We start from the raw sequence: 26,007 nt of genomic DNA on the forward strand, positions 1-26,007 counted from the left end.
GCATAACGGACCCGTCGTGGCCGATCGTGCGATGCTGGAGTCACAGCGGCACCAAGGAGGAATGTCACGTGGCAAGCTCTCAGCGCGAAGCCGAAAACAGCCCGGCCAGGCTGGGACCGCTCAAGCGGGAAGAGTCTTGGCAGCGGCTGGGTGAGGACAAGTTCGACCTCGTCGTCATCGGCGGCGGAGTGGTCGGGGCGGGCACCGCGCTCGACGCCGCCACGCGCGGACTGCGGGTCGCCCTCGTCGAAGCGCGCGACCTCGCCTCGGGGACGTCGAGCCGGTCCAGCAAGCTCTTCCACGGCGGGCTCCGTTACCTCGAACAGCTGGAATTCGGTCTGGTGCGGGAAGCTCTGCGTGAACGCGAGCTGATGCTGACGACGATCGCACCGCATCTGGTGAAGCCGGTCAGCTTCCTGTACCCGCTGACCCACCGGATCTGGGAGCGGCCGTACACCGCGGCCGGCCTGCTGATGTACGACACGATGGGCGGCGCGCGGTCGGTCCCCGGGCAGAAACACCTGAGCCGCGCGGGCGCGCTGCGGATGGTCCCGGCGCTGAAGCGGTCCGCGTTGATCGGCGGGATCCGTTACTACGACGCGCAATCCGACGACGCGCGGCATACGATGACCGTCGCCCGCACCGCCGCGCACTACGGCGCCGTGGTGCGCACCTCCACCCAGGTGGTCGGTTTCCTCCGCGAGGCGGACCGCATTTCCGGCGTCAAGGTGCGCGACGTCGAGGACGGCCGCGAGACCGAGATCCACGCTTCCGCGGTGGTCAACTGCACCGGCGTCTGGACCGACGAGCTGCAGCGGCTTTCCGGTGGCCGCGGCCGGTTCCGCGTCCGCGCGAGCAAGGGCGTGCACATCGTCGTCCCGCGCGATCGGATCGTCTCGGAGGCGGGCATGATCCTGCGCACCGAGAAGTCCGTGCTGTTCGTCATCCCGTGGCGCAACCACTGGATCGTCGGGACCACCGACACCGACTGGAACCTCGACCTCGCGCATCCCGCCGCGACGAAGCACGACATCGACTACCTCCTCGAACACGTCAACACCGTGCTCGCGACACCGCTGACGCACGACGACATCGAAGGCGTCTACGCGGGACTCCGGCCTTTGCTCGCCGGGGAAAGCGAAGAGACGTCGAAGCTTTCGCGTGAGCACGCTGTCGCCCGGGTCGCACCGGGACTGGTCGCGATCGCGGGCGGCAAGTACACGACCTACCGGGTGATGGCGGCCGACGCCGTCGACGCCGCCGCCGTCGACCTGCCCGGCAGGCCGCAGTCGTCCATCACGGACAAGGTGCCGCTGCTGGGCGCGGACGGCTATCACGCGCTGGTGAACCAGGCCGACCACCTGGCTTCCGAGCACGGGCTGCACCCGTACCGCGTCCGTCACCTGCTCGACCGGTACGGCTCGATGGTGCACGAAGTCCTCGCGCTCGGCGAAGGACGGCCGGAACTGCTGAAGCCGCTGGAGCACGCTCCGGACTACCTCGGCGTCGAGGTCGTCTACGCGGCCAGCCACGAGGGCGCGCTTCACCTGGAAGACGTCTTGGCGCGCCGGACGCGGATCTCGATCGAGTACGCGCACCGCGGCGTCGACTGCGCAGCCCAGGTCGCCACGCTGGTGGGCGAGGTGCTCGGCTGGTCGAAGGAGCAGGAGAAACGCGAGGTCGAGGTGTACACGGCGCGGGTCGACGCGGAACGGGAGTCCCAGTCGCAGCCGAGCGACGAGGCCGCCGACGCGTTGCGTTCGGCCGCGCCGGAAGCCCGCACGGGGATCATCGAACCGGTGAGTTGATCATTCCTGCCGCGTGGTGTGCCACGAGCGCAGGGATCATTGCCTGATCGAGTGAATCTGGCATAGCGTCGGCCGTCCCAGAGACGGAAGGTGGGCCTGTGGTTTTTCTCGACTCGTCGACGTGGGCGGACCGGATCTTCGCCGGAGGCTCGTGGGTCCCCGGTACCGGCGGCACCCGGAAGGTCACGGAGCCCGCGACGGGCGACGTCTTGGGAAGCATCGGGATCGCCTCGGCCGAAGACGCCGCGAAAGCGGCGGAGACAGCGGCCGAGGCGCAGCGGGCTTGGGCGGCGACACCGCACGTCCAGCGGGCCGCTGTACTGCGCAAAGCCGCTCAGTTGTGGTCGGAGTACGCCGACGAGATCAGTTGGTGGAACGTCCGCGAGGTCGGCGCCGTGCCGGGCGTCGCGGGCTTTTCGCTGCACGTCGCGGAGCAGGAGTGCTACGAGGCGGCGGCGCTGCCCGGCCGCCCGTACGGCGAACTCCTGCCGAGTGAAGAACCGCGCCTTTCGATGGTCCGCCGTGTCCCGGCCGGTGTCGTGGCGGTGATCTCGCCGTTCAACATGCCGATCATCCTGGGCATCCGTTCGGTCGCCCCGGCACTCGCGCTGGGCAACGCGGTCATCCTGAAGCCGGACCCGCGCACCGCCGTCACCGGTGGCGTGGTGCTCGCGCGGATCTTCGAGGAAGCGGGCCTGCCGCCGGGAGTGCTGCAGATGCTGCCGGGCGGCGCGGACGTCGGCGAGACGCTGGTGACGCATCCAGCGGTCCGGGTCATCTCGTTCACCGGTTCGACCGGCGCCGGGCGCAAGGTCGGCGAACTCGCCGGAAAGCATCTGAAGCGGGCGCATCTGGAGCTGGGCGGGAACTCCGCGCTCATCGTGCTCGACGACGCGGATGTCGACGAAGCCGCCGGGGTCGCGGCGTTCGGCTCCTTCTTCCACCAGGGTCAGATCTGCATGACCACCGGGCGGCACCTGGTGCACGAGCGGCTCTACGACGACTTCGTCGAGCGGCTGGCGGCGAAGGCGGCCGCTCTGCGGGTGGGTGACCCGGCGAGAGACGAGGTCGCGCTCGGCCCGATCATCGACGCCGGGCAGCGGGACAAGATCCACGAGCTGGTCACCGCCAGCGTCGCGGCGGGGGCTCGGGTCGCCGCCGGCGGCGAGTACGACCGGCTGTTCTACTCCGCGACGGTGCTCGCCGACGTGCCTCCGGACGCGCCCGCCGTCGCCGAGGAGATCTTCGGCCCTGTCGCGCCTGTCGTGCGGTTCTCCGACGCCGAGGAGGCCGTCCGCCTCGCCACGGCGAGCGAATACGGGCTCTCGCTGGGGATCGTCACCCGCGATGTCCTCAAAGGACTGGAGCTGGCCGACCGCGTCCCGACCGGGATCGTGCACATCAACGACCAGACCGTCAGCGACGAGGCGAACAGCCCCTTCGGCGGCGTCGCCGCTTCGGGCACCGGAAGCCGCTTCGGCGGTGCGGCGGCGAACATCGAGGCCTTCACCGAGACGCGCTGGGTCACCGTCCGGAACCCCCCGCCCACCTACCCCTTCTGACCGGCAGATCGCGTTTAGCCCGCTAAACGCAGGTCAGGCGGTGCGGCGCCAGCGGATGAGGCGTTCCCCGGTCGGGGCCGGGTCCAGCTCGGGCCCGACCAGGGTGAACCCGCATTTGCGGGCGACCGAGGCCGAGACCTCGTTCGTCTCCTCGTAGCGGTAGCTGACCTCGCGCAGGCCCAGTCCGCCGAAACCGAAGCGCAGGGCCGCGTTGAGCCCGGTGCTCGCGACGCCCTTCCCCCGGGACGCCGCGCGCACCCAGACCGACGCCTCCGCGTACCCGGTGTCGAGGTCGAGGTCCCGCAGGCCGACCTCGCCCAGCAGATCCCCGGTCGTCGGCTCGGCCACCGCCCAGGAGCAGCGTTCGTCACCGGCCCACTGCGCCGCGCGCAACGCGACGTACTCGGTCGCCTCGGCGAGGTCCCGCAAGCGATAGTTCAGGACGTACTTGCGGTGCGTCGGGTCGGCGAAGGCCGCGACCAGCGCCGGGCGGTCGTCGAGAGCCTTGTCCGCCCGCAGCTGCCGCAGGTAGTACTCGCCCGCGTTGATCTCCACCGGTTCCACCCTTCGAGGGTAACCGGATCGATCAGCGACGGCGGCTCATGATCAGCGCGACGGCCAGCGGGAGCAGGAAGACCAGGAACGTCCCGCGGGTGAAGAAGAACAGCGCGATCGCGACCACCGCGGCGATCGGCACGGCGCTGGCCGTCAGCCACTTCGGCGGCGGCTGGACCTCGTTCTTCGCGGATGCCTGCGCGACGCCGGGCATCGGCGGCAGGGGGAGCAGGGCGCTGGGGCGAGGTGAGGGCAGGTCCGTGAACAGCGGTTCGAGGTCGCTCGCCAGCCTCGCGGCGCTGACCCTCGCGGACCGCGAGCCGAACTCGTCGAGGTCGAGTCTGCCGGTGCGGACGTGCTCTTCCAGCGCTTCGAGCGCGTCTTGGCGTTCGGCGTCGCTCAGCCGCATGTCCGGTCTCTCGGCACTCACGTCCCGAGTCTACGGGCGGATCAGCCGTCCAGTTCGCGTCGACGCCGCTTCCCGAGCTTCTTGTGGGAGTTCTCCCAGCCCTTGCCCCAGATGCCTTCGCCGACGGCGCTGATCCCGATCGGGACCAGGAGAAACCACCAGGTGGCGCTGGTGGTGACGATGAGCGCGATGGTGGCGATGAAGAGGATCGGCAGGAGCGCGCCCATGACGCGTTGCGCCGGGGAGATGCCCGCCCACGTCGACGCCGGCTTCTCCGGTTCGCTCACGACCGTCTTGGGCGCGTCGAAGCCGGGATGCGGTTCGGGCAGGTCGAGGAAGAGCTCGGACAGCTCACCGCGCGTCTTGGCCGCGGTGATCCGGGCCGACCGCTCACCGAATTCGTCGATGTCGATCCGGCCCACGCTCATGTGCTCGCCCAGCGCTGTCAGCGCGGACTCGCGATCCTGATCACTGATCCGCAGCTGCGGAGACGGAACCTCGCTCACCCTTTCGAGGATAAGCCGAGCGAGGGTCCGTCAACCACGACATTCGTCAGTCTTTCAGCTCGAACAGCTGGGTTCCCTGCGTCACAGCGGCGCCGACCTCGACCGAAAGACCGGTCACGGTGCCCGCCTTGTGCGCGGTGACCGGGTTCTCCATCTTCATCGCCTCGAGCACGACGACGAGCTCGCCCGCTTCGACCTGCTGGCCTTCCTCGACGGCGACCTTGACGATGGTGCCCTGCATCGGCGCGGTGACCGCGTCGCCGCTCACGGCCGCCTTGGTGCCGCCCGCGCGCTTGCGAGGCTTGGCCTTGACGGCCGTCCCGCCGCCACCGCCGTCGAGGGAGAACCCGCCGGGAAGCGACACTTCGAGACGCCGTCCGCCGACCTCGACGACGACGTTCTGGCGGGGCTGCTCGTCTTCGGCCTCGGCGGCTTCCGGCGCGACGAACGGCTCGATCTTGTTGTCGAACTCGGTCTCGATCCAGCGGGTGTGCACGCTGAAACCGTTCTCGTCGCCGATGAATGCCGGGTCGTCCACGATCGCGCGGTGGAACGGCAGGACCGTCGCCATCCCGTCGGCGACCATCTCGGCCAGCGCCCGGCGGCTACGCTCGAGCGCGTTCTGCCGGTCCGAACCGGTGACGATCAGCTTCGCGAGCATCGAGTCGAACTGGCCGCCGATGACGCTGCCGGACTCGACACCCGAATCGACCCGGACCCCCGGGCCGCTGGGCGCGACGAACTTCGTCACGGTGCCGGGCGCGGGCAGGAAGCCTCGCCCGGCGTCTTCACCGTTGATGCGGAATTCGATCGAGTGGCCGCGCGGCTCCGGGTCCTCGGTGATGCGCAGCTTCTCGCCGCGCGCGATGCGGAACATCTCGCGCACGAGGTCGAGGCCCGTGGTCTCCTCGGACACCGGGTGCTCGACCTGCAGCCGCGTGTTGACCTCGAGGAACGAGATCGTGCCGTCGACGGCGACGAGGTACTCGACGGTGCCGGCGCCGTAGTAGCCGGCTTCCTTGCAGATCGCCTTCGCGGACTCGTGGATGCGCTTGCGCTGCTCGTCGGTCAGGTACGGCGCGGGCGCCTCCTCGACCAGCTTCTGGTGGCGGCGCTGCAACGAGCAGTCGCGGGTGCCGACGACGATGGCGTTGCCGTGCTGGTCGGCGAGGATCTGGGCCTCGACGTGGCGCGGCTTGTCCAGGTAGCGCTCGACGAAGCATTCGCCGCGGCCGAAGGCGGAGATCGCCTCACGCGTCGCGGATTCGAAGAGCTCCGGGATCTCCTCGCGGGTGCGGGCGACCTTGAGGCCGCGGCCGCCACCGCCGAACGCCGCCTTGATCGCGACCGGGAGGCCGTGCTCGTCGGCGAAGGCGACGATCTCGTCGGCGTTCTTGGCGGGATCCTTCGTACCGGGCACCAGCGGGGCTCCGGCGCGCAGCGCGATGTGGCGCGCGGTGACCTTGTCGCCGAGGTCGCGAATGGCCTGCGGGCTCGGCCCGATCCAGGTCAGCCCGGCGTCGATCACCGCCTGCGCGAAGTCCGCGTTCTCGGAGAGGAACCCGTAGCCGGGGTGGACCGAGTCCGCGCCCGACCGTTTGGCGGCGTCGAGCAGCTTGTCGAAGACGAGGTAGCTCTCGGCCGCGGTGGTGCCGCCGAGCGCGAAGGCCTCGTCGGCGAGACGGACATGGGGTGCGTCACGATCCGGATCGGCGTAGACGGCGACGCTGGTCAGCCCGGCATCCTTCGCCGCCCTGATCACCCGGACCGCGATTTCCCCGCGGTTCGCGATCAGGATCTTGGTCACCGGACCACCTGTGCCGGCCTGCTCGGTCACGCCGTACCTCCTGCGTTCGCACGTCGGGCCGCCCCGATGCGGCTCCGCAGCAGTTTACGGAAGTTCCCGCCCCGATTAGTGAGAGCAAGGCCACCCGGTGACCTTCTGTTTATACCAGCGCTTCATGGTGCCGCAGTTCTTCTATCAGGCGTTACACCAGCGCTTCGTGGTGCCGCAGTTCTTCTATCAGGCGTTACACCAGCGCCTCTCGGTGCCGCAGCTCCTCCGGAAGGTCGGAATCCAGCACGATCAGGTCATACGGCTGGGTCTGGTAGATCCGGCCCAGGTGCTCGGCCTTGACCAGCGCCCACGGCTGGTGCGGGCCGCAGCACTCGACCAGGCGCTGCACCGTGCTGAAGGCGACCAGCGCCATCCGGCCGTCCTTGGTCGCGCGCAGTTCGACCTCCGCGCGGGTGAAGTCCTTCGGCTTTTTCGCCGTGGGGAGGAACAGGGCGTTGGGCAGTCCGGGATTCGTCACAGGAACAACATAGACGTGCACTCTGCGCTAGATCACTTACGCTCTCGGATATGCGGACTCAGGAAGCGCGGGCGCCGCGATCGGTGCTGTTCACCGCGCTGCTGGCGGTGGTGGTGACGGCGGGCGTGATCGTGGCCGTGATCCTGCTCCGCCCGAAGGCTCCGGTGCCCAGCGGAACGCCTGGTGGATACGCGGTGTCCGAAACCGTGCCCGCCACGCCCGGAGTCAACTGCGGTCACTCGGCCTGCCGGGAGATCGGCGCGATGACCGTCGGCGGGTTACCCGTCGTGCTGCTCGCCGACGAAGCGGGGAAGCAAGGCGTGGTCAAGATCGGGGCGGACACGGTGATCCCGCTGATCATCAATGACATGGGGGTCACCCTCAAGGGCGATTCTTTGCGCTGTGTCGACGGTGCGACGCCGGTCTGCCTGGTCCGCGGCGAAGCGGGCGGCGGTTCGGCGGGCGAACTGTTCGTCGCGCGCGGCGGGATCTGGCGGGACACCGGGAAGCCGTACTTCTCCGACGCCGGCACGGTCGCGCTGAGCGACGTGACCGCCGACGGGGTCGCGGACGTCATCGTCGTGCGGCACGAATGCCCCGGCGCGCAGTCCGGATCGGCCCGGTGTCAGGCGGCGCCGGTGCTCGCGGAGGTCTACGACGTCGGCCGCGGCTCGGTGGGCTGCACACGGCGGTACACCGCGCCTTCGGAGCTGAAGGGGTGGCCGGACGTGAGGCTCACGAAGGCGGACCTGCGCCCCTGCCCGTGAGGCGGGCCCGGTGGGCCCGGTGGGAGCAAGGGACCCTTTGCACGGGGGTGTCGGTCGGAGGGTCGTGAAGGCCTCCTTGCCTACCCTGAAGGTGGCGAAGGGGCCCTTCACGCGGCTCAGCCGAGAAAACTCGCCCTCTTCGTGACGGGTCCAAGTACATGAAGGCCCCCTTCCTTGCGATAGGCGCAAGGAAGGGGGCCTTCATGTACTTAAAGGGAGCGTCAGGCGCCAGCCGTAGCCGGTTCCTTCTCGGAGGTAGTGGCCGCTTCGCCGTTGTCGGTAGGCGAAGGGTCCGTAGCCGCGTTGAGCACGTCGTCGTCCAGAAGGCCTTCGCTACGAGCGACGATGACCGGCACGACGATCTGGCCGGCGACGTTGGTCGCGGTCCGGATCATGTCCATGATCGGGTTCACCGAGTAGATCAGCGCGATCCCGAGCGCGACCTGCGCCGGGTCGAGCCCGATGACCGACGCGGTCAGGGTCAGCGCGGCCAGCCAGCCGGTGACGCCCGCGGTCGCCAGCGCACCGAACACGGCAGCCGCGACGATCCCGACGTACTGCCAGAAGTTCAGTGAGACACCGGAAAGGTTCGCGATGAAGATCGCGCCGATCGCCGGGAACACCGCCGCGCAGCCGTCCATCTTCGTGGCGCTCGCCAGCGGAGTCGCGAAGCCCGCGTAGCCGGGCTGGACGCCGAGGTTCACCGCGGCCTGGCGGGTCAGCGGCAGGGTCGCGCCCGAGGACGACGACGCGAAAGCGAACTGGATCGCCGTGCCCGCCTTGGAGAAGAACTTCAGGGGGCTGACCTTCGCCACGAACTGCAGCAGGATCGGGTACACCACCAGAAGCACCAGGAAGCAGCCCACGTACACCGCGAGAGTGGCGGTGAACAGCGGCTTGAACAGCGAGTCGCCGTAGGTCGACACGGCCTTGCCGATCAGGCCGATGATGCCGATCGGGGCCAGGCGCACGATCCAGCCGAGGTAGCGCTGGATGATCTCGAAGACGCTGCTCGTGAAGTCGACGAAGGGCTTCGCCTTGTCGCCGAGGCTGTAGGCGGCCGCGCCGATCAGGACGGCCAGGAACAGCACCTGAAGCGTCTCGCCCTCGGTGAAGGCGGTGAGGAAGTTCTTCGGCAGCAACCCGTTGATGAAGTCGCTCCACGATCCCCAGGTCGCCTTGGCGGCCTTGTCCGTGTTCTTCGCGGTCGCGGCGATGCCTTCGCCGAGGCCGCCGCTGCCCGGATTGAACAGCTTCGCGACGGCGATGCCGATCAGCGACGCGATGAACGAGGTGATCGCGAACCACAGCACGGTCTTGCCGCCCAGCCGGGCGGCTTTCTTGCCGCCGCCGAGGTTGCGCAGGCTGCTGATGCCGACCACGATCGCCGTGAAGACCAGCGGGATCACCGCGATCTGCAGCAGCGTCGTGAAGATCGAGCCGATCTGGGCGAGCAGTTCGGTCAGCCAGCTCGCTTCGGTGCTCCTGGCGAGGACGCCGAGAAGGGCACCCACGACGAGCGAGCCGAGGACTGCCACCGCGAATACTTTTGGCCTGGTGTAGGTCCGAATGAAAGACACGGGGCGACTCCGGTGCGTGAAAGTTTCCTGATTGGCCGAACGTGAAGAACGTTCGGCGAAGCAGGACTCTTCCGGATCACCCGATCGTGTGGGAGCTGTCTCAGGATGCGGGACGGGTCCAGAGATCGATGACACTCACGCCGACCTCGGTCAGCAAACGCCGAGTCAGCGGCAGGCTGATCCCGATGACACTCGAGAAGTCGCCGTCGATGCCCTCGATGAACCAGCCGCCACGGCCGTCCAGCGTGAAGCCGCCGGCCACCTGGAGCGGTTCGCCGGACGCGATGTAGGCCTCGATCTCTTCTTGTGACGGTGTGCCGAAGCGAACAGTGGTGCCTTCGGTCCCGGAGGCTTCCTTCGTCCTCTCGCCGTTCTCGACGCGGATGATCGAGTGACCGGTGAGAAGTTCACCGGTTTTGCCCGCCATCGACGCCCAGCGCTCGCGCGCGGCCTCCGGCGTGAGCGGCTTCCCGACCATTTCGCCGTTGATCGACAGCATCGAATCGCAGCCCACGATGACCATGTCGGCGTGCGTTCCGGCGAGCGTCTCGTAGACGGCTTCGGCCTTCGCGACGGCGAGCGCGCGGACCAGCTCGACCGGGGCCGGATCGGTCAGGGACGTGGCGACCGCGTCCTCGTCGACGCCGGAGACGACGACGCTCGGATCGAAGCCGGCGGAACGCAGGACACCGAGGCGGGCGGGGGACTGGGACGCGAGGACGAAACGCACCATCGGAAGGTACTCGACGACCCTCCGTTGCCTGATTGTGACCTGGAACACCCGACCGTGGAGCTAGTTTGTTGTGGCGCGCAACATATGGATTGTTCGAGCTACGGAGGAACCAATGTCGTCCCGCCTCCGCGTCAGAAGATCACTTCGCACGACGCAAACCACAGTGCTCGCAGGCCTGCTCGTGGCCGGTACGGCCTTCGCGCCGATGGCGTCGGCCAGCCCCGGGCCGCTGTACAAGAACCCTCACGCTTCGACGTCCGCGCGGGTGAACGACCTGCTCAAGCGGATGAGCCTCGACGACAAGATCGGCCAGATGACGCAGGCCGAACGCGGCGCCGTCACCCCCGACCAGGCCGCCGCGCTCAAACTGGGGTCCCTGTTGTCCGGTGGCGGTTCGGTGCCCGCCAGCAACACGCCGACCGGCTGGGCCGACATGGTCGACTCGTACCAGAAGGCGGCGGTTTCGACGCCGCTCGGCATCCCCACGCTGTACGGCGTCGACGCCGTGCACGGCCACAACAACGTGTACGGCGCCACGATTTTCCCGCACAACATCGGTCTCGGCGCTGCCAACAATCCGCGCCTGGTCGAGAAGATCGGCCGGGCGACGGCGCTGGAAGTCGCCGGAACCGGTCCACAGTGGGACTTTTCGCCGTGCCTGTGCGTCGCCCGTGACGATCGCTGGGGCCGCACTTACGAATCCTTCGGCGAATCCCCGCGCGACGCCATCGCCAACGCGTCGGCCATCACCGGCCTCCAAGGGCGCAAGCTGGGGGAGAAGCCGGGCTCGGTGCTCGCGACGGCGAAGCACTACGTCGGCGACGGCGGTACGACGAACGGCGTCGACCAGGGCAACACCGAGATCAGCGAACGCGAACTGCGCCAGATCCACCTGCCGCCGTTCCGCGAGGCGATCGACCGCGGTGTCGGCTCGGTGATGATCTCGTTCTCCAGCTTCCAAGGGGTGCGCATGCACGCCCAGAAGTACCTGATCACCGACGTCCTCAAGAAGGAACTGCGGTTCTCCGGCCTGGTGATCTCGGATTACAACGCGATCAACCAGATCGACGGCAAGGACGGCTTCACCCTTGAAGAGGTGCGGCTTTCGGTCAACGCGGGCATCGACATGTTCATGGTCCCGTGGGACGCGCCGCAGTTCCTCTCCTACCTCAAGGCCGAGGTCGAAGCGGGCCGCGTCTCGCGCGACCGGATCGACGACGCGAACCGCCGCATCCTCGCGGAGAAGTTCAAGCTCGGCCTGTTCGAGCATCCTTACACCGACCGCTCGCTCCAGAAGACGTTCGGCAGCAAGGAACATCGCGAACTGGCGCGGCAGGCCGTCCGTGAATCCCAGGTGCTGCTGAAGAACGACGGTGTGCTGCCCTTGGCGAAGAAGAACAACAAGATCTTCGTCGCGGGCAAGAACGCGAACGACATCGGCAACCAGGCGGGCGGCTGGACGCTCACCTGGCAGGGCCAGAGCGGCCCGGTCATCCCGGGCACGACCATCCTCGACGGCCTGAAATCGGGCGCCGGGAAGGGAACCACGGTGACCTATGACCGTGCGGGTGACGGAATCGACAAGAGCTACCGGGTCGCGGTCGCCGTGGTGGGCGAAACGCCGTACGCCGAAGGGCAGGGAGACCGTCCGAACGGCTTCGGGCTCGACGCGGAGGATCTCGCCACGATCGCCAAGTTGAAGAGCTCCGGGGTCCCGGTCGTCGTGGTGACCGTGTCCGGCCGCCCGCTCGACATCGCACCGCAACTGCCGCAGTTCGACGGACTCGTCGCCGCCTGGCTCCCGGGTAGCGAAGGCGCCGGTGTCGCCGATGTCCTTTACGGCGACTACAACCCGACGGGGAAGCTGACGTTCAGCTGGCCGGCCAGTGCGGCGCAGGAGCCGGTGAACGTCGGTGACGGCAAGAAGGCGCTGTACCCGTACGGCTACGGCCTGCGGTACCGCAGGTAAGTCTTCCGCCCTCCCGCGGATGAGATGAAAGGCCCGTTCCTTGCAAATTTTGCAAGGAACGGGCCTTTCATTGCGCCGGTGGTGGTGGGGGAGGAGGGTCAGGCGGCGCTGGGGGCGGGTTCGGGCGCGGGGGTGTGGTGAGCGCGCGGAGCCGGGCGGCGCATGGTGAGCGCGGCGAGCACCCCCAGCAGCAGCACCGCCGCCGGAAGCAGCAACGTCACCCGAGCCGCATCGGTCAGTCCATTGTGGACGGCTTCGAGCGCGAGCCGCTGGGCCTGCTCGGCGACACCGGACGGCAGGCCGGGGAACGCCGCGGGGCCGGACGAACTGAACTCCCCGGCCGATTCCGCGGCCTTCGCGATACCTTCCGCGAACGGCGCCCGGTACTGCTCCGGCAAAGCGCTCGCGGCGGACGCCGCCTCGTCGGCGATCGAAGTGCTGATCCGCGCCTGCAGCAGCACGCCGACGGCGGCACTGCCGAGCACGCCGCCGACCTGGCGGGCGGTGTTGAAGATGCCCGACGCGGTCCCGATGAACCGCGGTTCGACCGAACTCATCGCCAGGTTGCCCATCGGCGCGAAGATGAACCCGATACCGGCGCCCGCCACCAGCAGTGCCGGGGTGAGCGTCCACGCGTTCGCGCCGGCCCGCGCGATCAGCGCCACCAATGCCATTCCCACCGCCAGTGCGGTCAGCCCGATGACCAGCAGGATCTTGCCGTTGACCTTGTCCGAAGCGCGGCCGACGAACGGGCCGATCATGCCTGCCAGCAACGACATCGGCGCGAACAGCAGGCCGGACATCGTGGGGGTCTCGCCGAGCACGGCCTGGATGTAGATCACCAGCGGCAGGAACATGCCTGTCATCGCGAAGCCGACGGTGACCGAGGTCAGTGTCCCGGCCGAGAAGTTGCGGTTCGCGAAAACGCCCAGCGGCAGCAGGGGTTCCTTGCGGTTGAACCGTTGCCACGCCACGAAGGCGATCAGCAGGGCGACGCCGAAACCGATGATCTCGAACACGGTGATCGGCCCGAACACCCGGCCCCAGTCGTAGTGCTGTCCATTTTGGACACCGTAGACGATGCAGAACAGTCCGGCGCCGGACAGCAGGATTCCCGGGACGTCGAAGGAATGCGAGTGTTTCGGCTGCCAGTCCGGCACCTTGAGCAGCGCCAGCGCGATCGCGACCACGCCGACGGGCAGGTTGACGAAGAAGATCCATTCCCAGCCGAGGTGGTCGACGAGCACGCCGCCGAGCAGCGGTCCGACGATGGCCGCGATCCCGGCGACACCGCTCCAGAGTCCCATCGCGGGGCCGCGCTTCGACGGCGGGAACAGATGGCTGATGAACGCCAGGGTCTGCGGCGTCATCAGAGCGGCGCCGAGGCCCTGCACCGCGCGGGCCGCGATGAGCATCTCGACCGAGCCGGACAGGCCGCACCACAGCGAGGCCAGCGTGAACACCACGAGCCCGGCCAGATAGACCCGCTTCGGGCCGAAGCGGTCGCCGAGGCGGCTGGCGAACAGCATCGGCACCGCGTAGGTGAGCAGGTAGACGCTGATCACCCAGACGATGGCGTTCAACCCGGCGCCGAGTTCGCGCAGCATCGCGGGAATCGCGGTCGAAACGATCGTGGTGTCCAGCAGGATCATGAAGAAGCCCAGGCACAGCGCGGAAAGCGCGGCCCAGGGGTTAGCTTGTCTTGCGTTCATCGGTTTCGTCCTCGGTGACCAGGTTCAGATGTGGCGTGCAGTGCTCCTGGAACCGGATACGGCCGGATTCCAGGTCTTCGATCAGTTTTCGGGTCCACTCCAGCTCGAAGGCGCGCCGAGCGGAGGCGTAGGACCAGTCGAGCCAGTAGATCTCGGGAAGTTTGTGCTCGTTGACCATGCTTTCGAGCACGACCTTGTCGGCGGCGGCGGAGGCCTGGAGCCCCAGCACCCGGTGCTTGAGCTGAGTGATCGACATCTCCGGGCCCAGTTCGTCGATGACGGCGAGCGCGCTGAGGAATTCGGGATACTCCTCGGCGGGAGTGCTCAGCATGTTCTGTGCGCGCACGACGAACTCGTCGCGACCGGCGTCCGTCATCGCGTACACGGTGCGTTCGGGGCGCTTCCCGTCTCGCTGCGTTTCGACGATCTCGACGAAACCGTTCTGCTGCAGGCGATCCACCGCGTGGTAGAGCGATCCGGCCTTCACTTTGACGCGGGTGCTGACATAGCGCTCCTTCATCAGCTGCGCCATCTCGTAGGGATGCATGGGCCGCTCGTGGAGGAGCTCCAGCACCGCCATGGCGAGCGGAGTGAGTTTCGCGGCCATGCTTGATCCTCCCGGAGGATTCCGTATCGATTATTCCGCGTGGACTATATGGCACGACCTCGGCTCGCTTCAAGGGGATCCGCTTCTTGCGCACGCTGATCGCCTATGCGTACAGTGTGCGCAAGACGAGAACGATGTACTCGCGAAACGAAGGGCAAAGATCATGACGAACACCGTGAACTGGGACGCCGGCCGCTGGCAGGCCAGGCTGGACGAGCTCCGCGCCGCCCATCACGTCCCGGGCGCCGCGCTCGCCGTGCTGACCGGCGGCGAGATCCACGAGCTCGCGAGCGGTGTCCTGCACCGCGGCACCGGCGTCGAGACGACCACCGATTCGGTGTTCCAGCTCGGGTCGATCGCCAAGATCTACACCGCCACCCTCATCATGCGGCTGGCCGAAACGGGCGAACTGGACCTCGACGCGCCGGTCGTCGAGGTGCTGCCGGACTTCGAAACGATCGATCCCGAGGCGACCGCGGCGATCACCGTCCGGCAGCTGCTGAGCCACACCAGCGGCCTCACCTGCGACTTCACCCTCGACACCGGCCGGGGTGACGACTGCATCGCCCGCTTCGTCGAGGCGAGCAAGGGGGTCGCGATGGACTGCCCGCCGGGAACCACGGTCTCCTACAGCAGCGTCGGCTACCAGGTGCTCGGCCGGATCGCCGAGGTGCTGACCGGGCTGACCTGGGATCAGGCGCTGAAGGACCTGGTCTTCGCGCCGCTCGGGCTGAAGCAGTCGATGACCCTGCCCGAAGAGGTGCTGAGTTTTCGCGCGGCGATGAGTCACCTCGGCGACCCGGGACAGGATCCGGAGCCCGCGCCCGCCTGGGACCTGATGCCGCGGTCGGCGGGGCCGGGCGCGCGGGTCATCGCCTCCGCCGGTGACGTCGTCCGGCTCGCCCGGATGCATCTCGACGGCGGGCTGGCGCCGGACGGAACCCGTGTCCTGGCGCCGGAAACGGTCGAGGCGATGCAACGCCGGGAAACCGACGTCCCCGACAAGTGGACGGTCAGCGCGGACGGCTGGGGGCTCGGCTGGACGCTCTACGACTGGGACGGCACGCCCGGATTCGGCCACGACGGCGCGGCCATCGGGCAGTACGCCTACTTGCGGGTGATCCCGTCGGCGGGCGTCGCCGTCGCACTGGTGACCAACGGCGGCGGCGCCCGGCAGCTTTACGCGGCCTTGTTCCGGGAACTGCTCGGCGAGCTCGCCGATGTCCGGATTCCCGGGGCCTTCGCGCCGCCCGCCGAACCGCCGGTCGTGGACCTGGCCCGGTTCGCGGGCGTCTACCGGCGTGAAGGCGTGGTCATCACGGTGACCGAAGACCGGAAGCTGACTTACGAATTCGTCGACGGCATGAAGGACTTTTCGCCGCCGCTGGAAATGGACCTGCGGCCCGTCACGGACACGGTTTTCGCCGCGTCAGGGGCCGGCCCGTCGTTCAGCGAGGACTGGATGCCCGTGGTGTTCTCGACGCTTTCGACCGGGACGGACTGCGTCTACATCGGGATGCGCGCCGCTCCCAAAATCGCCTAATTCAGTCGCCTCGGCCCGATTTCGCGGTCGAGGAAGCGGTGGTACTCGATGGCCGCTATCGAATTCTCCAGCTGTTCGAACGTCGGCGCGGGGAGCGCGCCGTTGAAGACGATCGTCAGGCTCTTCCGCGGGATGTTGATGACGTAGGGATCGACGTCGAACTCTTCGCAGTGCTCGCGCAGGACGGCGGTCCAGTGGTCCAGGTCCTCGTCCTCGCCGAGGTGCTCCCACCGCGCGACGATCCAGTTGCCGTTGATCAGCTGGCCCGCCATCTCCCGTGGATGGTGGACCATGTACGGCTCGGCGACGTCGTTCATCGGCCGAGGTGATCGAGGAGCGCGGCGAAGGACGCGGCCGGGAGCACCAGGATGGGGCGGGTCTCGTCCGGCAGCGCCCACTGCTTGGTGTCCCGGATGCCGACCACGCCGGGTGCGCCGCCGATCTCGACGCAGGCGTTCTCTTCCCAGTGCGTGTAGGTGGACTTGTGCCAGTCGGTCAGGCGTTCGTGCCAGGTGGTCATAGGAGGGCCTTTCCCCAGTGACTGTTTCGGCAAGTAGACGGGTTGCGCCGCAGCAAGGTTGGCGAGATCGGGTGATCTGTCCCCGCTGGTCGGTGAGCGGCTCTGGCGATCGCGTTCGGCGCACGAAAAGGGACCTTCACCGACAGCCGCTTTACTCACGATGCACCCTCAGGGTGCATAGCAAAAAGGGTCTTTGGTCACTGAAGTGGTTCGACCGCGAGCTGTCGGTAGTCGGCCGCGATCCGCGTCAGATGTGAGCAGGCGATGTCGTCGTAAGTGGCGTAGCGCTCGACTTCGGCGAAGTTCTTTTCGTAGTCGGCGACTTCCCGCTCGTCCGTGACGAGCGCCGTGGCCGTCTGCGTCCCGAGAAGCACGGCGCGTGAGTCGTAGATGTCGAAACCGTGGAGAACGGGGACCGAAACCGCTGTGGTCCACGGGATCACGCCCAGCCGCACCCGGCCGCGGCACGACAGCTCGATGAGATGCCCGAGCTGGGCCTGCATGGTCGCCGCCCCGCCCATGTTCCAGCGCAGGGCGCCTTCGGTCAGCACGAAGTGGAACTCGCGGTCCGAATCGAGGATCCGCTGGCGCTCCAGCCGGGCGTCGACGGTCTGGTCGCGTTCGCCGCCCGGCAGGGAATCGCCGAACAGCGCGGTGACATACGCGCGGGTCTGGAGCAGGCCGAGCACGATGGTCGGCTGAAAGCTCCGGATGCGGGCGGACGCCGTCTCGATCTTGCCGATGCGCTGCTGCATCCGCCAGGCACCGCGCTGGAAGACGACACGGGCGGACGACGCCTCTTCGCGGAGGTCTCGCGTGATCGAGACCAGCTCGCGCCGGATCTTCGCGGGCGCGCCGTAGGCACGGCACAGGGCGACGACCTGGTCCTCGGTCGGCATGAACGCGCCGGTCTCGACCCGCGAGACCTTCGATTGGCTGAGGCTCGTGAGACTCGCCGCCTCGGTTCCGGACAACCCGGCGGCCTTGCGCAGACGGCGCAGTTCGGCAGAAAGATGGTCTTGGTTCGTCACGCACGGCTTTCTGGGGCGATCGCGGATACCGAAGACCTGGCAAACCGGGCGAGCCGGACTGCCAGATCTGTCACGATAGCCCGCGGAAGCCCGATCCGCGCTGTTCGCCGGGAGCCGCTTCAGCGAGGAAGCGCCGAAGCCCGCCAGGCGCCTTCGCCGGGGGCGAGCGGGGCCCGCACGAGCGAGGCCTTGTCCGCCCACCACGAATCCCGTTTCGGCGCCGGTTCCGGTGCCTTGGCGCTCGCCGCCGCCGCGACGACGGCTGTCAGCGCGGCGAGTTCGACGTCGCTCGGATCGCCCTTGAGGACCCGCAGCAGCGGGGTTTCGGGCGCGCTCACAGCGGGATGTTCCCGTGCTTCTTGGGCGGAAGCGTCTCTCGTTTGCCCTGAAGCAGCGAGAGCGCCTTCGCGATGTGGCCGCGGGTGTGCGCGGGCACGATCACCGAATCGACGTAACCACGCTCGGCCGCCGCGTACGGGTTCAGGAGCGTGTCCTCGTACTCCTGGATCAGCTCGGCCCGCAACGCGTCGACGTCCTTGCCGTCGGCGGCGGCCGCGGCGAGCGTCTTGCGGTGCACGATGTTCGCCGCGCCCTGCGCGCCCATGACCGCGACCTGCGCTGTCGGCCACGCCAGGTTGACGTCCGCGCCGAGATGCTTCGACCCCATGACGTCGTACGCGCCGCCGTACGCCTTGCGGGTGATGACCGTGACGAGCGGGACGGTCGCTTCGGCGTAGGCGTAGATCAGCTTCGCGCCGCGCCGGATGATGCCGTTCCACTCCTGGTCGGTGCCGGGCAGGAAGCCCGGGACGTCGACGAAGGTCAGCACCGGGATGTTGAACGCGTCGCAGGTGCGCACGAACCGCGCGGCCTTCTCGGACGCGTCGATGTCGAGGCAGCCGGCGAACTGCGTCGGCTGGTTCGCCACGATGCCGACGCTGCGCCCGTCCACCCGGCCGAAACCGACCAGGATGTTGGGCGCGAACAGTTCGTGCACCTCGAGGAAGTCGCCGTCGTCGACAATGCGGTTGATGACCTCGTGCATGTCGTACGGCTGGTTCGGCGAGTCCGGGATCAGCGTGTCGAGCTCGCGATCGGTCTCGGTCACATCGTCGAAGAACCCGCCCGGCGCCGCGTCGGTCTCGAACAGCGGAGCCTCGGACAGGTTGTTCGCCGGGAGGAACGCGAGCAGTTCCTTGACGTAGGCGATGGCGTCCTCGTCGTCGGACCCGAGGTAGTGCGCGACACCCGAACGGGTGTTGTGCGTGCGCCCGCCGCCGAGTTCCTCGAAGGAGACCTCTTCGCCGGTCACGGTCTTCACGACGTCGGGGCCGGTGATGAACATGTGCGAGGTCTTGTCGACCATCACCACGAAGTCGGTCAGCGCGGGGGAGTAGACGTGCCCGCCCGCGTTGGCGCCCATGATCAGCGAGATCTGTGGGATGACGCCGGACGCCTTGACATTGCGGTTGAAGATCTCGCCGTACAGGCCGAGCGAGACGACGCCTTCCTGGATCCGCGCGCCGCCGCCCTCGTTGATGCCGATGATCGGGCGGCCGGTCTTGATCGCCAGGTCCATCACCTTGACGATCTTTTCGCCGTACACCTCGCCGAGCGAGCCGCCGAAGACGGTGACGTCCTGGCTGAACACGCACACCGGGCGGCCGTCGACGGTGCCGTAGCCGGTGACGACGCCGTCGCCGTAAGGCCGGTTCTTCTCCTGGCCGAAGTTGACCGAGCGGTGCTTCGCCAACTCGTCGAGTTCGACGAACGAGCCTTCGTCCAGGAGCAGGTCGATCCGCTCGCGAGCGGTCTTCTTGCCCTTGGCGTGCTGTTTCTCCACCGCCCTCGCGGAACCCGCGTGCACCGCCTCGTCGTACCGGCGGTACAGGTCGGCCAGCTTGCCGGCCGTGGTGTGGATGTCCGGTTCGTTCTCGGGCGGCGTCCCGAGCGGCTCCGTCGCACTGCTCATGAATCCGCAGCCTAGCTACTCGACGGTCACTTCGCGTGTGGCGTAGGCAACGTCCTCGGCCGGGCGGATGCGTGTACCAGCCCGGATGGCGGGGTGCGGTGGGGCGTCGGTCCAGGTGGTCGTGAGTGGCGTTTCGGGAAGCTCGACCTCAAGTACGTGAAGGCCCCCTTCATTGCGCTAGGCGCAATGAAGGGGGCCTTCACGTACTTCAAGCGGGGCAAGGCCCGGAACCCCGCCCACCGGTCGGACATAGGGCTAGACGGACGCGCGGACCAGACCGGATTCGTAGGCCGCGATCACGAGCTGCGCCCGGTCCCGTGCCGCGAGTTTGTGCAGGAGATGGCCGATATGCGTCTTCACCGTCGCCAGCCCGAGGTGCAGCGTCCCGGCGATCTCGTCGTTCGACAGGCCACGCGCGATCAGGCCCAGGACCTCCCGCTCGCGCGTGGTGATGTTGTCGAGCGAAGCCGCGACGCGCTGGCCCGGTTCGGGCAGGCGGGCGAACTCGGCGATGAGCCTTCGTGTGATCGAAGGGGCGAGTAGTCCTTCGCCCCCCGCGACGACCCGGATCGCGGTCAGCAGTTCGGCGGGCGGGGTGTCTTTCAGCAGGAATCCGCTCGCCCCCGCGCGCAGCGCCGAATAGACGTAGGCGTCGAGGTCGAAAGTCGTCAGCATCAGCACGTGGACGCCTTCGGTGGCGGCCGACGAGCAGATCCGCCGGGTCGCCTCGATCCCGTCCAGTTCCGGCATGCGGACGTCCATCAGCACGACGTCGGGGCGTTCCTTCTCGGCCAGTTCCGCCGCTTCCGCGCCGTCGCCCGCTTCCCCGACGACCTCGAGGTCCGGCGCGCTGTCGACGAGCACGCGGAAGCTGCCGCGCAGCAACGCCTGGTCGTCGGCGATCAGTACGCGGATCATCGTGTCCCCATTTCCTTGGCGGCGTACGGCAACCGCGCGTACACCCGGAATCCCCCGGCGGGCAGCGGGCCCGCTTCGAAGTCACCACCGTAGACCGCGACGCGTTCGCGCATGCCGATCAAACCGTGGCCGCCGACGGTCGCGGGTGAGCCTTCGCCACGGCCGTCGTCGACGATTTCGACACTGACTTCGCCTGGGTCTTCGGTGATCGTGATCCGGCAGGCCGACGGCCCCGCGTGCTTCACGACGTTGGTCACCGCCTCCTGAGTGATGCGGTAGACCGAAAGCGCGACACCTTCGGGGAGGTCGTCCACCAGTTCCCCGGTCAGCTCGACACGCACCCCGGCCTGTCCGGCGCGTTCGGCCAGGGTCCGCAGGTCGGCGAGTTTCGGCGCGGGGCCGAGCGCGGCCTCGGGCGTGCCGTCGCCGGAGCGCAGGACGCCGAGCATCCGCCGGAGTTCGACGAGGGTTTCGCGGCTGGTGAGTTCGATGACCCGCAGCGCTTCGCGCGCTTCTTCGGGTTGCTCCCGCGCGACGTGGTTGCCGACGGCCGCCTTGACCGCGATCAGGCTCATGCTGTGCGCGACGACGTCGTGCATTTCGCGGGCGATGCGCAGCCGTTCGTCGGAAACGGCCTGGTCGGCCTGGGTTTCGGCGAGTTGGGCGAGGTTCGCGCGCCGCTGCCGCGTCATCCAGCCCAGCGCCCACGAGCCCACCACCCCGCCGCCGGCGAAGGCGGTCGACGCGATCGTGTTCGGCCCGAGCCGCAGGAGTTCGAAGATCATGACGACGACCAGGCCGAGGCCCATCGCGATCAGCGAACGGGTCCGGGGGTGTTCCAGCGCCACGGTGTACAGGGCGCATCCGGTGGCCAGGAGCGCGGCCGGGCCCAGCCCGTTGCCGGCGATCAGGGCCGGGACCAGGCTGCCGAGGCCGAGGCCGTAGGAGATCAGGGGCCGGTGACGGCGCAGCGCGATCGCGATACCGCTGGCGGCGACCGTCGCCCAGGCGAGCCACATCGGGATGGCGACGAGGAACGTCCAGGTCCCCGCGCCGAGGTTCCCGCCGACGGCCACGACGAGCACCAGCGCGAGCAGCGCGTCGATCGTGTTCGCGACGCGGCGGGAGAGCCCCGACGGTTGTTTCATACGCGAAAACCTAGCCGGATGGACGCGGTCTCCGCGTCCATCCGGTGGAGGTCATCCCCTGGGTGGAGATCAGCGTCCGTGAGCCGCCGCGAAGAACTCCTGCAGCTTCTCACGCCAGCTTCGCAGCGCCTCGGGTACGACGTCGTCCTGTCCGGCAGGGACGGTTTGGGTCAGCTCGACCATGGTGCCGTCGAGTTCGGAGTGGGTGAACTCCCAGCGGACGATCCCGCCGCGTGGCAGCGAGAACTCCAGCAGGCGCGGTGGTTCTTCGCGGATGATCGTGCCCGCGGGCTTTCCAGCGGCGAGCAGGGCCCAGAGCTCATCGAGGGGTTTCCAGATCAGGTCGCGGCGGAAGCGGATCACCTTGCCCTCGCCGGTTTCCAGGACTTCGCCGTCCGCGAGCCCGAACTCCTCGACGTAGGCCTCGATGGGGCCGACCCAGTCCTTCGGCGGCTCGTGTTCTTCGCCGTCGAGCAAGGCGATGAGCGCGACGAGGCAACTGTCCCAGCCGGCGGCCGTGCGGCCCGCCGCGATCCTGGCGATGGCGGGTTCGCCGCGGCCGAACGTATGCGTGAACAGCAGACGGCTGCCGTCGCCGTCCGGGGTGATCTCCCAGCGCAGCACGTCGTCGTTCCAGCTGAAGGCGAACACGCGCGGTTCGTCGGCTTCGAGGACCTTGCCCGCTGTCGGGGCCTCTTCGCCTTCGAAGGTGAACTCGATGACCCCGCCCGGCCGCAGGTCGACGGTGACCGCCGCGGGGAACCATTTCGCGAGCTCCGAGGGCTCGGTGACAGCCCGCCAGACACGCTCCGGGCGGTGCGCGAGACGACGTTCGATCCGCAGCGCGGGGCGTTCTCCGACGGTTTCCAACCGGGTGCGAGCGGTCACGGTTACCTCCTAATGTGCCGTCAGGGGAATATAACCGTGTAGGAATACTTGGTCAAACGTCGAGGTGGACGCCGTTCCCGCGCCGGCCGGGCGCGAACGCGTCGCGCAGGACCAGCGCGTCGTCGTAGTCGCCGCCGTTCTGGCTGCGGAACGGGATCGGGTCGCGCGTGGACAGCGTCCGCAGGCGTTCTCGCAGTGCTTCGGCTGCGGCGTCGTACTGCTCAGGGGAAACGCGGTCGGCGCCGCAGACCGTCAGCGGGGGTAGGACGGACATTCCCGCGTACCACAGGGTTCCGTGCTGTAGCGGGAACAGCAGGTCGTCGATCTCGCCGTTGACGCCGCGCGGTCCGATCGTGGCCTCCGGCGCGCCCGCGGTCAGCACGACCATGGCGCGTTTCCCGGCAAGCGCCCCTTCGCCGTAGCGCGCCGTCCGGCCGTCGGGACGCTGGACACCGTAGGCGAAACCCTTGACGAAGACGCGGTCGAACCAGCCCTTGAGGATGGCGGGCATTCCGTACCACCACAGGGGGAACTGGAAGATCACGGTGTCCGCCCAGGCCAGTTTTTCGTGCTCGGCGCGGATGTCGGCGCTGAGTTCGCCGGACTTGAAGGCGTTCTTCGACGTCGAACCGACGATCAGCCGGTCGCTTTCGGCGGCCGAGCCGAAGTCGTCGGCGTCGACGACGGGGTTCCACTTCATCGCGTACAGGTCGGATTCCCGGACTTCGGCGCCCTGCGCGCGAAGGGTGCGCACCCCCTCGTCGCGCAGCGAGCCGCCGAGGGAACGGGGTTCCGGATGGGCGAAGATCCACAGCACGTTCATGTCCCCACCGTCGCTTGGTCTGGCGGTCGACACGAGTGGCCCGATGGCCAACATGTGCAAGAATCAAGCCATGGGCTCTTTCGTGCATCCCGGCCGCCATCGGGTCGCCGTGCTGGTCCGCCACGGAATGCTGGTGATGGAGCTGGGCATCGTCACCCGGCTGTTCGGCACGGCCAAGTCGGCCGGCGGCGAGCCGCTCTACGAGGTCGTCACCTGCACGCCGGAGCCAGGGCAGATCCGGACCGACGCCGACGTCGTCATCTCGGTCGCGCGCGGGCCGGAAGTGCTGGCCGAGGCCGACACCGTCGTCATCCCGGCGTCGTCCACCGAATACGAGCCGACGGGGCAGGACCTCACCGAACCGCTCGCCAGGGCGCTGGAGCTGATCCGGCCGGACGCCCGGATCGCGTCGATCTGCACGGGCGCCTTCGTGCTCGCCGCCGCCGGCCTGCTCGACGGCCGGAAGGCGACCACGCACTGGCGCTCGGCGCTCGACTTCCAGGCGAAGTTCCCGAAGGTCGCCCTCGATCCCAACGTGCTCTACACCGACGACGGGAATGTCCTGACCGCGGCGGGCGTCGCGTCCGGGATCGACCTCTGCCTGCACATGATCCGCTGCGATCACGGTGCCGCCGTCGCGAACGAGGTCGCGCGCGGAACGGTCGTCTCGCCGCATCGCGAGGGCGGGCAGGCGCAGTTCATCCGGCGTCCGGTGCCGGAACCGCAGTCCTCGTCGACGGCGGCCGCGCGGACCTGGGCGCTGGAGAACCTCGACAGGCCGCTGACCTTGCGTGAACTCGCCGCGAAAGAGGCGATGAGCACGAGGACGTTCACCCGGCGGTTCCGCGACGAAGTCGGCATCTCGGCACTGCAGTGGCTGACCCAGCAGCGGATCGAACGGGCCCGCCAGCTGCTCGAAGAGACCGACCTGCCGGTGGACAGGGTCGCCGCCGACGCGGGTTTCGGGACCGCCGCGTCGCTGCGCCAGCACCTGCAGGCGGCGCTGGGGGTCTCGCCGAGCGCGTACCGGAACACCTTCCGTGAGGCCGTTTAGAGGACGCCGAGAGCGCTGACCGCCTGGTAACTTACCCAGAAATAAGTTCCGGAGGTGGGTTAGTGAAGGCCCTTAAAATCGCCGAGCGCGTGCTGTTCGGCGCAGCCGCGATCGGCACGGTGTATGCCGCCAGGACGGGCAACCGGAAGGTGCAGCTGGTGGCCAAACCGGCCGCGGTCCCGGTGCTCGCCGCCCGGGTCGCGCGAGCGCGAGGGCTCGCGCCGGGGGAGAAGGGCCTGCTCGTCGCCGCCTTGGTCGCGGCGGGGGCGGGCGACCACTTCATGGGCAGGTCCGACGAGGACGGCGAGCTGATCAAGGGTGCGACGTCGTTCGGCGTGATGCAGGTGCTGTACTCCGCGCTGCTGTGGCGCCGCGGTGCTCGACCGCGCGCCGCGACAGCGCCGCCCCGGCTCGGGGCGTGGGCGGCGGCCGCCGTCGCGATGGCGCTGCCGAAGCCGTCTCCGGTGTCCTCGGTGCTTTCGGCCTATGGAGGTCTGCTGAGCACGACGTCGACCCTCGCGGCCGACCCGGTCTTGGCGCCGAAGGCCAAGGTCTCGGGCGGCATGGTGGTCCCGTCGGGTGACCGCCGGACCTGGATCGCCGCCGGCGCGCTGCTGTTCTCCGCGTCGGATCTGGCGATCCTGATCCGCCGTAACTTCGTCACCAGCGAGCGGGTGCGGGCGAATCTCGAGACCTTCGTGCTGACCTCATACCTCGCTTCGCAGTGGCTGCTCGTCGAAGGCATGACCGCGGAAGACTAGAAAGTTAAGCATCTACTTGACTATCGCTCGGCGTGGGCGGATAGTTAAGCATGTGCCTAACCAACGGATGGACCAGGTGTTCAAGGCGCTTTCCGACGGGACGCGCCGCGAAATGATCGAGCGCCTCACCCGGGGACCCGCCTCGGTGGGGGAGCTCGCGCAGCCGTTGTCGATGTCGCTGCCCGCCGTGATGCAGCACCTCCAGATGCTGGAGGCCAGCGGGCTCGTCCGGTCGGAGAAGGCGGGGCGTGTCCGCACCTGCCACCTCGAACCGGACGGCCTGCGGATGGCCGAGGACTGGCTCGGCGGGCAGCGCACCGGCTGGGAACACCGGCTCGACCGACTTGGTGGCTTTCTGGATTCCGACGAAGGGAAACGGTCATGACCGTCAAGCACGCCACTTTCACCCTCGAACGCGTCTACCCCGTGTCGCCGGAGCGCGTCTTCGCGGCTTGGTCCGACCCCGCCGCGAAAGCCGGTTGGTTCACCGTGCCCGGCGGCGGGCACTCCCTGGACTTCCGTGTCGGCGGCCGCGAGGTCACCACCGGTCCTCCCGACGACGGGAAGGGAATGGTCTTCGACGCGCGCTACGAGGACATCGCCGAAAACGAGCGGATCGTCTACTCGGGGACCCTTTCCGCGAACGAGGTCCTCGCGACCGTGTCGGTCACGACGGTGCTGCTCGAAGCCGAAGGCGACGGAACCCGGCTGACGCTGATCGAACAGGGGACTTTCCTCGACGGACACGAAGAACCGAACTGGCGGGAGCAGGGCACCGGAACCTGGCTCGACAACCTGGGGAAGGTTTTTTCGGCAGTATGAAGGC

At 68.4% G+C, this 26,007-nt stretch carries 27 protein-coding genes; 9 read left to right on the plus strand and 18 right to left on the minus strand.

Features of this window, described 5'->3' with window-relative positions; translation table 11 throughout:
• Positions 1–68: 68 nt before the first annotated feature.
• Positions 69–1,808, plus strand: a complete 1,740-nt coding sequence (locus ACZ6YV_RS32705; RefSeq protein WP_378240749.1) for a glycerol-3-phosphate dehydrogenase/oxidase — start codon at positions 69–71, stop codon at positions 1,806–1,808.
• 98 nt (positions 1,809–1,906) lie between these two features.
• Positions 1,907–3,370 carry an aldehyde dehydrogenase family protein gene (locus tag ACZ6YV_RS32710; RefSeq protein ID WP_465513288.1) on the plus strand — a complete coding sequence of 488 codons (1,464 nt, stop codon included), beginning with the start codon at positions 1,907–1,909 and terminating at the stop codon, positions 3,368–3,370.
• Positions 3,371–3,403: 33 nt separating this feature from the next.
• Here ACZ6YV_RS32710 and ACZ6YV_RS32715 read toward each other — a convergent pair whose 3' ends face one another.
• The 5 genes from ACZ6YV_RS32715 to ACZ6YV_RS32735 all read right to left on the minus strand — a co-directional run bounded on the left by ACZ6YV_RS32715 (position 3,404) and on the right by ACZ6YV_RS32735 (position 7,155).
• Positions 3,404–3,934 (minus strand): GNAT family N-acetyltransferase, encoded by a 531-nt coding sequence (locus ACZ6YV_RS32715; RefSeq protein ID WP_465513289.1) that lies wholly within the window; start codon positions 3,932–3,934, stop codon positions 3,404–3,406.
• A 22-nt stretch (positions 3,935–3,956) separates the two neighbouring features.
• Positions 3,957–4,334 (minus strand): DUF1707 SHOCT-like domain-containing protein, encoded by a 378-nt coding sequence (locus ACZ6YV_RS32720; RefSeq protein WP_465513387.1) that lies wholly within the window; start codon positions 4,332–4,334, stop codon positions 3,957–3,959.
• A 41-nt stretch (positions 4,335–4,375) separates the two neighbouring features.
• A complete protein-coding gene (locus ACZ6YV_RS32725; RefSeq protein WP_465513290.1) occupies positions 4,376–4,840 on the minus strand; it encodes a DUF1707 SHOCT-like domain-containing protein in 465 nt (154 codons plus the stop codon).
• A 46-nt stretch (positions 4,841–4,886) separates the two neighbouring features.
• Positions 4,887–6,677, minus strand: coding sequence for an acetyl/propionyl/methylcrotonyl-CoA carboxylase subunit alpha (locus ACZ6YV_RS32730; protein ID WP_465513291.1), 1,791 nt, complete (start codon positions 6,675–6,677; stop codon positions 4,887–4,889).
• Positions 6,678–6,870: 193 nt separating this feature from the next.
• On the minus strand, positions 6,871–7,155 hold the full coding sequence (locus tag ACZ6YV_RS32735) for an SAV_915 family protein (protein ID WP_378240754.1): 285 nt from the start codon (positions 7,153–7,155) through the stop codon (positions 6,871–6,873).
• An 83-nt stretch (positions 7,156–7,238) separates the two neighbouring features.
• Between ACZ6YV_RS32735 and ACZ6YV_RS32740 the strand changes: the two genes are divergently transcribed.
• Positions 7,239–7,922 carry a hypothetical protein gene (locus tag ACZ6YV_RS32740; RefSeq protein ID WP_465513388.1) on the plus strand — a complete coding sequence of 228 codons (684 nt, stop codon included), beginning with the start codon at positions 7,239–7,241 and terminating at the stop codon, positions 7,920–7,922.
• A gap of 221 nt (positions 7,923–8,143) precedes the next feature.
• Here ACZ6YV_RS32740 and ACZ6YV_RS32745 read toward each other — a convergent pair whose 3' ends face one another.
• Together ACZ6YV_RS32745 and ACZ6YV_RS32750 are read right to left on the minus strand one after the other, a co-directional pair.
• Positions 8,144–9,502, minus strand: a complete 1,359-nt coding sequence (locus ACZ6YV_RS32745; protein WP_465513292.1) for a dicarboxylate/amino acid:cation symporter — start codon at positions 9,500–9,502, stop codon at positions 8,144–8,146.
• Between the two features lie 100 nt (positions 9,503–9,602).
• Positions 9,603–10,232, minus strand: coding sequence for a Maf family protein (locus tag ACZ6YV_RS32750; protein WP_465513293.1), 630 nt, complete (start codon positions 10,230–10,232; stop codon positions 9,603–9,605).
• 166 nt (positions 10,233–10,398) lie between these two features.
• Between ACZ6YV_RS32750 and ACZ6YV_RS32755 the strand changes: the two genes are divergently transcribed.
• Positions 10,399–12,204, plus strand: a complete 1,806-nt coding sequence (locus tag ACZ6YV_RS32755; protein WP_465513294.1) for a glycoside hydrolase family 3 protein — start codon at positions 10,399–10,401, stop codon at positions 12,202–12,204.
• Between the two features lie 98 nt (positions 12,205–12,302).
• On the opposite strand, the gene ACZ6YV_RS32760 is transcribed toward ACZ6YV_RS32755, so the two are convergent.
• Both ACZ6YV_RS32760 and ACZ6YV_RS32765 read right to left on the minus strand, forming a co-directional pair.
• Positions 12,303–13,916: a DHA2 family efflux MFS transporter permease subunit gene (locus ACZ6YV_RS32760; protein ID WP_465513295.1), complete on the minus strand. Its 1,614-nt coding sequence runs from the start codon at positions 13,914–13,916 to the stop codon at positions 12,303–12,305.
• Complete coding sequence (locus ACZ6YV_RS32765; protein ID WP_465513296.1) at positions 13,897–14,523, minus strand: PadR family transcriptional regulator; 627 nt, start codon at positions 14,521–14,523, stop codon at positions 13,897–13,899. The genes ACZ6YV_RS32760 and ACZ6YV_RS32765 overlap by 20 nt, the downstream gene beginning before the upstream one ends.
• 163 nt (positions 14,524–14,686) lie before the next feature.
• Here ACZ6YV_RS32765 and ACZ6YV_RS32770 point away from each other — a divergent pair, with 163 nt between their 5' ends.
• Positions 14,687–16,066, plus strand: a complete 1,380-nt coding sequence (locus tag ACZ6YV_RS32770) for a serine hydrolase domain-containing protein (protein ID WP_465513297.1) — start codon at positions 14,687–14,689, stop codon at positions 16,064–16,066.
• Here the strand turns inward: ACZ6YV_RS32770 and ACZ6YV_RS32775 are convergent.
• From ACZ6YV_RS32775 to ACZ6YV_RS32815, 9 genes are all read right to left on the minus strand, one after another.
• Positions 16,063–16,383: a hypothetical protein gene (locus ACZ6YV_RS32775; RefSeq protein WP_465513298.1), complete on the minus strand. Its 321-nt coding sequence runs from the start codon at positions 16,381–16,383 to the stop codon at positions 16,063–16,065. The two genes, ACZ6YV_RS32770 and ACZ6YV_RS32775, sit on opposite strands and share 4 nt — an antisense overlap.
• Positions 16,380–16,586 (minus strand): DUF397 domain-containing protein, encoded by a 207-nt coding sequence (locus tag ACZ6YV_RS32780; RefSeq protein ID WP_465513299.1) that lies wholly within the window; start codon positions 16,584–16,586, stop codon positions 16,380–16,382. Before ACZ6YV_RS32780 ends, ACZ6YV_RS32775 begins: the two co-directional genes overlap by 4 nt.
• Positions 16,587–16,783: 197 nt before the next feature.
• Positions 16,784–17,617: a helix-turn-helix domain-containing protein gene (locus ACZ6YV_RS32785; protein ID WP_465513300.1), complete on the minus strand. Its 834-nt coding sequence runs from the start codon at positions 17,615–17,617 to the stop codon at positions 16,784–16,786.
• Positions 17,618–17,736: 119 nt separating this feature from the next.
• Positions 17,737–17,955, minus strand: coding sequence for an acyl-CoA carboxylase subunit epsilon (locus ACZ6YV_RS32790; RefSeq protein ID WP_465513301.1), 219 nt, complete (start codon positions 17,953–17,955; stop codon positions 17,737–17,739).
• Positions 17,952–19,589: an acyl-CoA carboxylase subunit beta gene (locus ACZ6YV_RS32795; protein ID WP_465513302.1), complete on the minus strand. Its 1,638-nt coding sequence runs from the start codon at positions 19,587–19,589 to the stop codon at positions 17,952–17,954. Before ACZ6YV_RS32795 ends, ACZ6YV_RS32790 begins: the two co-directional genes overlap by 4 nt.
• A 255-nt stretch (positions 19,590–19,844) precedes the next feature.
• Positions 19,845–20,507, minus strand: a complete 663-nt coding sequence (locus ACZ6YV_RS32800) for a response regulator (protein ID WP_378240765.1) — start codon at positions 20,505–20,507, stop codon at positions 19,845–19,847.
• A complete protein-coding gene (locus tag ACZ6YV_RS32805; protein ID WP_465513303.1) occupies positions 20,504–21,655 on the minus strand; it encodes a sensor histidine kinase in 1,152 nt (383 codons plus the stop codon). The genes ACZ6YV_RS32800 and ACZ6YV_RS32805 overlap by 4 nt, the downstream gene beginning before the upstream one ends.
• Before the next feature lie 69 nt (positions 21,656–21,724).
• Positions 21,725–22,543 (minus strand): SRPBCC family protein, encoded by an 819-nt coding sequence (locus ACZ6YV_RS32810; RefSeq protein WP_465513304.1) that lies wholly within the window; start codon positions 22,541–22,543, stop codon positions 21,725–21,727.
• Positions 22,544–22,595: 52 nt separating this feature from the next.
• Positions 22,596–23,366, minus strand: coding sequence for an NAD(P)H-dependent oxidoreductase (locus ACZ6YV_RS32815; RefSeq protein ID WP_465513305.1), 771 nt, complete (start codon positions 23,364–23,366; stop codon positions 22,596–22,598).
• Between the two features lie 43 nt (positions 23,367–23,409).
• On the opposite strand from ACZ6YV_RS32815, the gene ACZ6YV_RS32820 reads away from it, so the two are divergent.
• The 4 genes from ACZ6YV_RS32820 (at position 23,410) to ACZ6YV_RS32835 (ending at position 26,003) form a co-directional block, all read left to right on the plus strand.
• Complete coding sequence (locus ACZ6YV_RS32820) at positions 23,410–24,420, plus strand: GlxA family transcriptional regulator (protein WP_378240863.1); 1,011 nt, start codon at positions 23,410–23,412, stop codon at positions 24,418–24,420.
• Positions 24,421–24,482: 62 nt separating this feature from the next.
• Positions 24,483–25,181: a lysoplasmalogenase family protein gene (locus tag ACZ6YV_RS32825; RefSeq protein ID WP_465513306.1), complete on the plus strand. Its 699-nt coding sequence runs from the start codon at positions 24,483–24,485 to the stop codon at positions 25,179–25,181.
• A 67-nt stretch (positions 25,182–25,248) separates the two neighbouring features.
• Positions 25,249–25,566 carry an ArsR/SmtB family transcription factor gene (locus tag ACZ6YV_RS32830; protein WP_465513389.1) on the plus strand — a complete coding sequence of 106 codons (318 nt, stop codon included), beginning with the start codon at positions 25,249–25,251 and terminating at the stop codon, positions 25,564–25,566.
• Positions 25,563–26,003: an SRPBCC family protein gene (locus ACZ6YV_RS32835; RefSeq protein WP_465513307.1), complete on the plus strand. Its 441-nt coding sequence runs from the start codon at positions 25,563–25,565 to the stop codon at positions 26,001–26,003. The genes ACZ6YV_RS32830 and ACZ6YV_RS32835 overlap by 4 nt, the downstream gene beginning before the upstream one ends.
• Positions 26,004–26,007 lie beyond the last annotated feature (4 nt).

The sequence above is a fragment of the Amycolatopsis sp. NPDC102522 genome (assembly GCF_055584485.1).